The organism is Streptomyces sp. ADI96-02 (assembly GCF_003846185.1).
Classification (GTDB): domain Bacteria; phylum Actinomycetota; class Actinomycetes; order Streptomycetales; family Streptomycetaceae; genus Streptomyces.
Genome location: NZ_ML123034.1, coordinates 4,399,157 through 4,407,029 on the forward strand (window position 1 = coordinate 4,399,157; position 7,873 = coordinate 4,407,029).

General features: G+C 67.7%; 14 protein-coding genes and 3 pseudogenes. 10 read left to right on the top strand and 7 right to left on the bottom strand.

Going from position 1 to position 7,873, the window contains the following annotated elements; translation table 11 throughout:
- Positions 1–262 (top strand): hypothetical protein (locus EES43_RS30710; protein ID WP_164493205.1); only part of this gene is annotated, 262 nt, incomplete at its 5' end.
- 296 nt (positions 263–558) lie between these two features.
- Positions 559–1,050 carry a hypothetical protein gene (locus EES43_RS19520; protein ID WP_124269893.1) on the top strand — a complete coding sequence of 164 codons (492 nt, stop codon included), beginning with the start codon at positions 559–561 and terminating at the stop codon, positions 1,048–1,050.
- A gap of 98 nt (positions 1,051–1,148) precedes the next feature.
- On the opposite strand, the gene EES43_RS19525 is transcribed toward EES43_RS19520, so the two are convergent.
- Positions 1,149–1,475, bottom strand: a complete 327-nt coding sequence (locus EES43_RS19525; RefSeq protein ID WP_124269894.1) for a hypothetical protein — start codon at positions 1,473–1,475, stop codon at positions 1,149–1,151.
- A gap of 75 nt (positions 1,476–1,550) precedes the next feature.
- Here EES43_RS19525 and EES43_RS19530 point away from each other — a divergent pair.
- A pseudogene (locus EES43_RS19530) lies at positions 1,551–1,908 on the top strand (transposase family protein); the annotation flags it as partial.
- Positions 1,909–2,216: 308 nt separating this feature from the next.
- Complete coding sequence (locus EES43_RS19535) at positions 2,217–2,690, top strand: hypothetical protein (protein WP_124269895.1); 474 nt, start codon at positions 2,217–2,219, stop codon at positions 2,688–2,690.
- A gap of 11 nt (positions 2,691–2,701) precedes the next feature.
- Here EES43_RS19535 and EES43_RS31030 read toward each other — a convergent pair whose 3' ends face one another.
- From EES43_RS31030 to EES43_RS19560, 6 genes are all read right to left on the bottom strand, one after another.
- Complete coding sequence (locus EES43_RS31030) at positions 2,702–2,926, bottom strand: hypothetical protein (protein WP_206430087.1); 225 nt, start codon at positions 2,924–2,926, stop codon at positions 2,702–2,704.
- 133 nt (positions 2,927–3,059) lie between these two features.
- Positions 3,060–3,554, bottom strand: a complete 495-nt coding sequence (locus EES43_RS31035; protein ID WP_206430088.1) for an IS630 family transposase — start codon at positions 3,552–3,554, stop codon at positions 3,060–3,062.
- A gap of 173 nt (positions 3,555–3,727) precedes the next feature.
- On the bottom strand, positions 3,728–4,030 hold the full coding sequence (locus EES43_RS19545; protein WP_124269896.1) for a hypothetical protein: 303 nt from the start codon (positions 4,028–4,030) through the stop codon (positions 3,728–3,730).
- Between the two features lie 131 nt (positions 4,031–4,161).
- A complete protein-coding gene (locus EES43_RS19550) occupies positions 4,162–4,371 on the bottom strand; it encodes a DUF397 domain-containing protein (protein ID WP_124269897.1) in 210 nt (69 codons plus the stop codon).
- Positions 4,372–4,402: 31 nt separating this feature from the next.
- Positions 4,403–4,618 carry a DUF397 domain-containing protein gene (locus EES43_RS19555; RefSeq protein ID WP_124269898.1) on the bottom strand — a complete coding sequence of 72 codons (216 nt, stop codon included), beginning with the start codon at positions 4,616–4,618 and terminating at the stop codon, positions 4,403–4,405.
- Positions 4,615–5,454 (bottom strand): helix-turn-helix domain-containing protein, encoded by an 840-nt coding sequence (locus EES43_RS19560; RefSeq protein ID WP_124272069.1) that lies wholly within the window; start codon positions 5,452–5,454, stop codon positions 4,615–4,617. Before EES43_RS19560 ends, EES43_RS19555 begins: the two co-directional genes overlap by 4 nt.
- A 93-nt stretch (positions 5,455–5,547) precedes the next feature.
- Between EES43_RS19560 and EES43_RS19565 the strand changes: the two are divergent.
- The 6 genes and pseudogenes from EES43_RS19565 to EES43_RS19590 all read left to right on the top strand — a co-directional run.
- Positions 5,548–5,809 (top strand): annotated as a pseudogene (locus tag EES43_RS19565) (hypothetical protein).
- The gene (locus EES43_RS19570; RefSeq protein ID WP_241192478.1) at positions 5,806–6,093 is read left to right on the top strand and encodes a hypothetical protein; all 288 of its coding nucleotides are present in this window, start codon (positions 5,806–5,808) and stop codon (positions 6,091–6,093) included. The pseudogene EES43_RS19565 and the gene EES43_RS19570 overlap by 4 nt, the downstream one beginning before the upstream one ends.
- Positions 6,090–6,563 carry a hypothetical protein gene (locus tag EES43_RS19575; RefSeq protein ID WP_241192479.1) on the top strand — a complete coding sequence of 158 codons (474 nt, stop codon included), beginning with the start codon at positions 6,090–6,092 and terminating at the stop codon, positions 6,561–6,563. The genes EES43_RS19570 and EES43_RS19575 overlap by 4 nt, the downstream gene beginning before the upstream one ends.
- 96 nt (positions 6,564–6,659) lie before the next feature.
- Complete coding sequence (locus EES43_RS19580; protein ID WP_124269899.1) at positions 6,660–7,106, top strand: hypothetical protein; 447 nt, start codon at positions 6,660–6,662, stop codon at positions 7,104–7,106.
- Positions 7,103–7,450: a hypothetical protein gene (locus EES43_RS19585; RefSeq protein WP_124269900.1), complete on the top strand. Its 348-nt coding sequence runs from the start codon at positions 7,103–7,105 to the stop codon at positions 7,448–7,450. Before EES43_RS19580 ends, EES43_RS19585 begins: the two co-directional genes overlap by 4 nt.
- A 159-nt stretch (positions 7,451–7,609) precedes the next feature.
- A pseudogene (locus tag EES43_RS19590) lies at positions 7,610–7,873 on the top strand (hypothetical protein); the annotation flags it as partial.

Genomic DNA, 7,873 nt, shown 5'->3' on the forward strand with positions numbered 1-7,873 from the left:
TGCCGACCCGGCGATCGGCGCCTACCACCACTACAACGGCGAGAAGCCCGAAGCCTCCCTCATCACCCGCTACGGCGCCACCGCTGCTCCGTCGACGCTGCCCCTCAAGAATCCCTACGGCGGCTACCTCGCCCCGGAGAACGGCGGAAGCATCGCGAAGCTCAACCAGCCCGATCTCTTCGCCCCCACCGCCCACGTTCAGACGCAACTGGTCAACAGCGTCGGCACCTACGTCAGTAGTCCGACGCTGGCTACGTCCTGACCGTCGGCGCTCGGGCGGCCTCTTCCCGGTGATTCGGAAGGCGCCGCCCGTGCGGCACGTGACGCCACGGGTCGGGATAACGCCAGGTAAATCACTCGGTCTTGATTCTCTTTTATGGGCGCTTTGCCGGTTCCAGGGGCTTGGCAGACGAGCGGCGATGTACGTTTTTCATACCGCAAGGCGCGATAGAGAAGAGCCTCCGGCGATTCGATTCGAATCCACGGTCGTTCTCGCGTCCACGGCAAAGAGGTGCAACCGCAACCCGGTTGGCCTTCCTGCGCCAGAGGAGAATTCCGATGTCCCGAATCGCCCGTATCGTTGTCGTCGCAGCCACCACCGCCACCCTGATGGGCGGTGTGGCGGGCATCGCCGCAGCTGACACCGGCACCGCCGCCCCGCAGAGCCCCCCGGCGGCCTCCGCTCCCGCCGGGACGCAGGCCAGCCCCACCTACCACCTGTTCATGAAGGTCTACAACGACAGCACCACGGACCTGAAGCTCGTGTCGGCCGACCACAACGACTCCGGGCACTGGGGTCAGCGAGCCGTCGACCTGCCGGCAGGCAAGTCCGAGCAGGTCGACGTGTCGAGCTGGATGTACGGGGCCCACGCTCTGCTCAGGTACGCCGACCCGAGCGGTGCCCAGGTCGTCATCTCGGCGAACGACAACACGATCAATCACAACGACACCGACGGAACGACGTCCAACAGCCCTCTCGTGAACGTCAACGGCTCCATAGGCGGCGGCATCGGCCATGTGAACTCCGAATTCCACATCACGAATCGATAGGACCGCGCCGAAAGCCGGAGTGGTTTCGGGGGTTTCCGAGAAGGCCGGTGGTTCGCCACCGGCCTTCTCGAAGCGCTCGTCGCGAAAAGGCGGGAGGATCAGGCTGAGCGCCTGTGGAGCCCCTTCGCGGAGATTCGGGGAGCCGCTTGCCGAAGGACATGGTCCGGGCTGTCGAGCCAGACCTGCTGGCCCCCGGCGGTGACGGACAGGCCCGCCCGGTCGCGTGCCGGGCGGCCCAGGGCCTCCCAGGCCCGGTAGGCCGACCGGGCCTCGTCCCACAGCCTCCGGGGCCCGTACTGCGTGACGGCGTACTCCTGCCGTTCCGGCGTGTAGTCGGCCGAGGCCCAAGAGCTCCGGTGGCCTGCCGCCGCCGCGTTCTTGGCCACCTGCTCGGCGAGCGCCGCGTCGACCTCGACGGAGACCACACGCCGCCGTGCCGTCCCACGGTTCCTTACCCTGCCGCACTCGACCTGCCGCCTGCGCTTGTCGAGTGCGGCACGATGCTCATCGTCACCCACTGAGGGTGACCGCCGCTGCAAGCTCCCGCCGCACCAGCGTGTCCTGGTCGCACTCACCTACCTGCGCAAGCACGACGCCCTCGCCCCTGCCCTGCCGGGCCGCGCACACGACCTGACCGCAGCCCGTGCCCACCGCATCATCCGGATCTGCGAACGCCAGGGCATCCCGATCGTAGCCGACCGCGCGCACATAGCCGCAGGTTCCTGGGTCACCACCGCGATCCGACGCCCGCCCAACGACGAACTGTCACCGACCGAGCGGACGCTGAACCGCGCACTCGCCCACGCCCGCACTCCCGTCGAACGAGGCGTCGCCCGCCTGAAATCCTGGCAGATCTTTTCTGGAGAGGCAGAGCTGAAAGCGCTCATGGTCAGTCACCCGCTTCCCGCGATCGCCCCCGGGCGTCCCGTGGCGCGGTCGACCCGTTGAGCAGGCGTGGACCTTCGGCTGGACACAGGGGCCGTGAGCCCGGTCGAAGGCCGGTTCCGAGGGCTGCGCGGCCCGTCAGGGAGGCTCGCGGCTCATGCAGGTCTAGGCAGTTTCCCCAGGCGGCTTGACTCTGTGCTGGCATTCCATGGTGGTGTTCGGTCTACGCGAGGTCGGGCACCTCGTCGAATTCCGAGGTCAACTCTTTGGAAGGGATCCCGATGTCTATTCTCTCCGCCCGTATCCGGAAGGGAACCGCCGCCGGTCTCGGAGCTGCCGTGCTCCTTCTCGGCGGGGCCGGCCTGGCCTCAGCTCAGGCTCCTGCCGGCGACACGCCACCGAGCAGCGACTCCGCTGGCGCCTATCCTGTCTGCAAGGTCAGCCGGACCGCTCCATCCGATCTGCGGGTGACGGAATGCTGGCGGCCTCCGGCAGGCACGCAGGTCAAGGTCGAGAACACCGGCCCTGTCGAGGCCAAAGTCATCGCCGCGGGACTGAACAACGGCCAGGGCACCGATCTCCGGCCTGGTGAGGACGTTGTCTTCCGGGTCCACGACTTCAACTCTGTGTACGCGGTGACTCATCAGCTGCAGGATGCTGAACTGACACTCACCACCGTTCCCTCCACGCCGGCCACACCGGGCACGGGCACACCGATCCCCCCGGCTGAGAGGCCGTCTTCTAGTGTCTCGTGATCCTGTTTGCATCATTTCGAGTTGCTGTTGACGAGTTTTTTCACGTTGGTCTTGATGAGTCGGACCTTGGCGAGAACCTCGTCGGCGGTCGCGGTCCAGGTGAAGGGCTTTGCCTCCTGGTTCCAGGAGCTGATGTAGTCGCGGATCTGCTTGACCAGGACGTTGAGGCTGGAGAACGTTCCGCGGCGGATCGACTGCCGGGTCAGGATGCCGAACCAGATCTGGATCTGGTTCAACCAGGAGGAGCCGACAGGGGTGAAGTGGAAGTCGATATGCGGATTCTTCGACAGCCACGCGCCTTCACCTCCGGCGTTGTGTGCGTGGACAGGTTGTCCAGGACGACATGGATCTCCTTGCCCGCGTGTGGCTTCACCGCCTTTTCAAGAAAGCCAGGAAGGTCGCGCCGTTCCGGTTCGGCTCGCACTCGCCGATGACTTCCCCGATGCCGACGTCGAGAGCGGCGAACAGGTTCGTCGTGCCATGCCGCGCATAGTCGTGGGTGCGCTTGTCAGTGGCCGCGAACGCCACAGGCAGCACCGGCTGGGTCCGGTCCAACGCCTGCACCTGCGTCTTCTCGTCGATCGACAGCACCACCGCGCCGCCCGGCGGGTCCAGATAGAGACCGATCACGTCGGCGACCTTCCGCGCGAACGCCAGGTCCTTCGAGATCTTGAAGGTGTCCGAGCGGTGCGGCTTGAGATTCCCCTCCCGCCAGATCCGCGCGATGTAGTGCCAGGACACGGTGATGTCCTCAGTCCGCTTCAGGTACTTCGCCAACTCGCGTGTGGACCAGTGCGAAAGACCAGTGCCGTTCGGCGGCGTCATACGTGTCAGCGCAATGACGCGGGCCCGTACCCGTGCCATCACCTGTTCCCGGGCCCCGCCGGGCCGGTCACCAGAGCACGATCCGGCCCCGCGTGGCTATATCCGCAGGCACGTCCCGACTGCTCACCAACTCCCGCAGCTCGACAGCCTGTTTCACAGAGAGCTCCATGCCAATACAGCGAGACACTCAAGATCAAGTAACGCTGACAGGATCACGAGACACTAGGCAGGCCCCTGTTGGGAGCCGGGGACGGGCCGTCGAGGATCTGCCCGCCCGTGTGTTCGATCGCAGCGACCACCGGAGCGATCTGCAGCACCAGGAGGGTCGCCACTCTGTCGCGATATGCCGCTGTGTCGCCGCTGAGCAGGAGGAACGATCCGACCCGGGCCAGCTCGACTCCATGGAAGGCGAAGCGATGGACCGCTGTGGTCCGGGCCAGTTGTCGGTACACGGGAATCGCGGCTTCGAGATCGTCTACGAAAACGCGGGCCACGACGCCGGTGATGTTGGGCATGGTTGCGGCAACAGCGACACTCCGCGATGTATGCCGTCCGTACTGCCGGGGGCTGCTCCAGGAGGGCGTTCCGTGCAGCGCAACGCCCCACCCTGCTCGGCGGCACGGTGGGGCGGTGCTGATGCGGTCGGTCAGACGGCGTCGAAGTCGCCGGCCCGGACGCTCGCCACGAACGAGGCGAAGACGGGGACGGAGAGGCTGAGGACCGGACCGCTCACGTTCTTCGAGTCCCGTACGGGCACGACGCCGCGCGAGGCGGCGAGGTCGGCGGCGACCTCGATGCAGGTGCCGCCGTTACCGCTGTACGAGGACTTGAACCATCGGGGAGATTCGGCTGCCATCGTGCGTCCCTTCGTCATCGACCGGTCGCGGTCACGAGTGCTGCAACTCGCCTGACTTGATACCCGTGACGAAGGTCGAGAACGCGGCTGCGGGGAAGCTCAGCACCGGGCCGCCCACGTCCTTCGAGTCGCGTACGGGCACGATGCCGGTGGCGGACGCGGTGCGCGGGGCCCACTCGACGCAGGAGCCGCCGTTGGCGCTGTAGGAGGACTTGACCCAGTAGGGGTTCATGGAGTCGGTCGTCACGAGGTGCCCTTTCGAAGCTGGTGGACTAGTTCCACGGAGGCTGTCTGCGACTGAGATACGGCCTGCAACTGATGGTAGGCCCTCACCAGCGGCAGCACGGAGGCCATTTCTCGGTCCAGATGCCCTTGGGTTTCCGACTCAAGGTAGGAGACCACTGAACGATCCTGAAGGGTCAGCAGATTTACCAGCCGGTGGAACGGGCGACGCTCGCCAAGGCTGAAGGGGGCGATCTGGAGCATAGTGTTCGGCTGAGCTGCGAAGCCGATCAGATGCTGCAATTGCGCGTCCATGACGGCGGCGCCACCGATGGGACGTCGGATGCAGCTCTCGTCCAGAACCGCTATCACCAGGGGAGGTACGTCTCGCGCCAGCGCGGCCTGACGCTCCATGAGGAATGCGACCTGCTCGTCGGCCTGTTCCCGTGTGTTGGTGCCTCGCTCGACAGTGCTGTCGGCCAACGCCTGGGCGTACTCACGCGTCTGAAGCGGGCCAGGTATCACGCCCGCCTCGAACAGCCTGATCTCCGCCGCCCTGCCCTCCAGCCCCACGTACTCGGGGAAGCCCTGCAACAGCACGCCGTGCTTGATCTCGCGCCACTCGCGTTCGAACGATTCCGTCGTTCCTTCGAAGCCCAGTGCGACATCAACCGCGATCGAAAACCTGCGAGTTGGGGACTTGTGACAAGTTTCCACCCCTGAGACATGACGGCCGGTGTACCCGATGCGTGAGCCGAGGTCGTCCTGCTTCCAGCCCCGCGCCTCTCGCGCGCCGCGCAGGCGTGCGCCGAAGGCTGCTTCCGGGCCTGCGTCAGGGTTCAGCTCCTTACGATTTACCAACGTGCCCCCCAAATCCGAAACGTTGAAGACACTTCGACCCTAGGCCACTCTGAGTCGCCCCGGTAGTCAAACGGCTACAGAGAGGAGCGATCGGTGTATGGCGAGAACGTGTGCCCGAATTCCCAGCAACCCGTGCGTCTCCCCGCCATTGGGACGCTTCTGACGGACACCAGTCGCGGTGACCGGGTGGGGGGAGTTCCGAGGGGTGGCCGGCCTGTACTGGTCGCTCCGGCCGGTGGGCGGTGGGCGCGAGTGGGAGGTCGAGCCCCGGCATGTGCGCCCCGCGCTGCTCATGGAGCAGTTGCGGGCCCGGACCGCGCGGCTCAACGCCCGTAGCCGAGGTGAAGTGCTGTGAGGGCGCTGAGGGCCATGAGGGCGGTGGAGGTACAGCTGCGGCTCCGCTTCCCGCGCCTCGTGCGGGCGCGCACTCCTCGCCCGCCGGACGCACACGACCCGGCCTTCGCCGAGTTGCGGCGTATCGAGTCGGACCATGTCCACCGAGCCCTGTTCCTGGCCGAGTTGGACGCGGCGATCACCGACCGGGACGCGGAGCGGGAGGCGGTGCTGAACGCGATCGAGGCTGCGGCTGCCCTGTTGCGGAGCATGGTCCTTCCGGGCGGCGGCGGGGGTTCCGCATGAGGGACCTCGATTACGTGGCGGCTGTCACCGCCACGACCGGTGGGGGCGCGGTGTGGCTGGGCGGGGTCGCCATGCCGAACCGTCGGCTCGTCCTCCGCTGGCTCCGCAGGCAGGCGCTGCGGCTGGCGGACGGGCACGGGCGGGATCTGCCCGCCGCATCGCCGTGGCTCCGGGCCGGGGACGTAGGGCAGGTGACCTTCCACGGTACCGACGCCCCGGAAGGGCTGCGGGCGTGGGCCGGTGACGACGGACTCCAGGACGACGCCCTGCGGGCCCTGGAGTGCGGGCTTCCGGCCCTGCTCACCGTGGTCGACCCGGCTGTCGGGCTGCGCGTCACCCTCGCCGGGTGGCCCGTCCGGCCGGACCAGCGGAGCACGGGCCATCGGAGCGCTGGGGACCGGAGCGCTGGGAACCGGGGCGCGGGGGACCGGTACCGGCTTCCGGCGTTCGCCGGCTGCCGTGGCGCGTGATCACGCGTCTCCGTTCGGCCGGGTGTCGTGCCGGCGGGTTCGTACTGGGGCCGGGCTTCGTCCCGGCCGGGCACCACAAGGAGGAGAACCGATCCCGTGCTGCAATGCACTGCCGTGACCGAGGTTCCGTACGCCGAAGCGCTGCTGGCGCTCGCCACCATGGAGGGCGGCCCGGGGCGCCCGCCCGATGCTCTCGCTCCGGACGAGTTCCTGCTGTGCGAACTGGGCGAGCACGACGAGTCGGTCCAGCACGCGGCGCATCTGTGGGCGGCCGACACTCCGGACGACCGGGACCTGTGGTTCCTCTGGTCCGGGACCGGCGCGCACCGCGTCCACGGGCTCGACACCCTGTCGCTCTGTCCCGCCCTCTACCGCGACCTGATCGCGCACACCGTCTCGGCGTGTGCGTTCTTCGACCACCACCCCGGCCCGCACTCCTGGGCCGTGACCGACCCGCTCGGCGACCTGCTCACCGAGCACACCCACGCGGAGGTCCGGCGGCTCCTGTCCGAGGGCGACCCCGACGAGGACGGACAGCGATGAACCCCTGCACGGCCGTGGTCCTGCTGCCGCCCCCGCAGCGCGTGGCCCGCTTGATGGCCGCCCTCGGATGCCCGCCGCCGGAGGCCGGGTACGTCCTCTGCGAACTGGCCGAGAACCACGACGGCGACCACACCGCGCTGTTGTGGGAGGAAGACGCCAAGCGCCTCGCATTCTGGGCCTGTTGGAACGACCGAGGTACGAGACTCGCGGGGCTGGCCTGGTGCGGCGTGCTCGATGGCGCGGGCGAGGACGCGTGCGGGCTGTACGCCGGTCATCCCTCCGCGCATGACTGGGACATCGTGGACCCCACCCTCGAAGCGTTGGACGCGCTGTGGCAACCGTAGGGAAGAGGCGGGGACTTGCGGGGCCGGTGGCCGGTGCAGAGGGCCGGAGCGGGTGAGACAGAACCCGAACATTCACGCGATCATTCCAAGACCGTCTCCGCCCTAGCGTTAGCGGCGTCAGCAGGACACCGCCGCTCACCACCGTCGATGGAGACCACCATGCGCTCGCACCTCGCCGCCCGTTCCGCCCGCTTCGTTCTGGCTGTCGCGGCGGTTGCGGCCCTCACCGCGACCGCCACCGCCTGCGACTCCGAACTGACGAGCCAGAAGGTCGGCAGCTCCACGGAGAGCGGTGTGAGCGGCAAGTCCGGCAAGCCGTCGGAGGACGAGAGCGTCGACACGGACAAGGTGAAGAGTGAGTACTACGGCACGTCGGAGGACGAGAGCGTCGACACGGACAGGGTGAAGAGCGAGTACTACGGG

Bases quoted from the DNA above. Each gene is read 5' to 3' on its own strand.
- EES43_RS19550 (WP_124269897.1), bottom strand. From the start codon at position 4,371: ATGGCAGCCGAATCTCCCCGATGGTTCAAGTCCTCGTACAGCGGTAAC.
- EES43_RS19545 (WP_124269896.1), bottom strand. From the start codon at position 4,030: ATGCCCAACATCACCGGCGTCGTGGCCCGCGTTTTCGTAGACGATCTC.
- EES43_RS19535 (WP_124269895.1), top strand. From the start codon at position 2,217: ATGTCTATTCTCTCCGCCCGTATCCGGAAGGGAACCGCCGCCGGTCTC.
- EES43_RS31035 (WP_206430088.1), bottom strand. From the start codon at position 3,554: ATGGCACGGGTACGGGCCCGCGTCATTGCGCTGACACGTATGACGCCG.
- EES43_RS19520 (WP_124269893.1), top strand. From the start codon at position 559: ATGTCCCGAATCGCCCGTATCGTTGTCGTCGCAGCCACCACCGCCACC.
- EES43_RS19585 (WP_124269900.1), top strand. From the start codon at position 7,103: ATGAACCCCTGCACGGCCGTGGTCCTGCTGCCGCCCCCGCAGCGCGTG.
- EES43_RS19575 (WP_241192479.1), top strand. From the start codon at position 6,090: ATGAGGGACCTCGATTACGTGGCGGCTGTCACCGCCACGACCGGTGGG.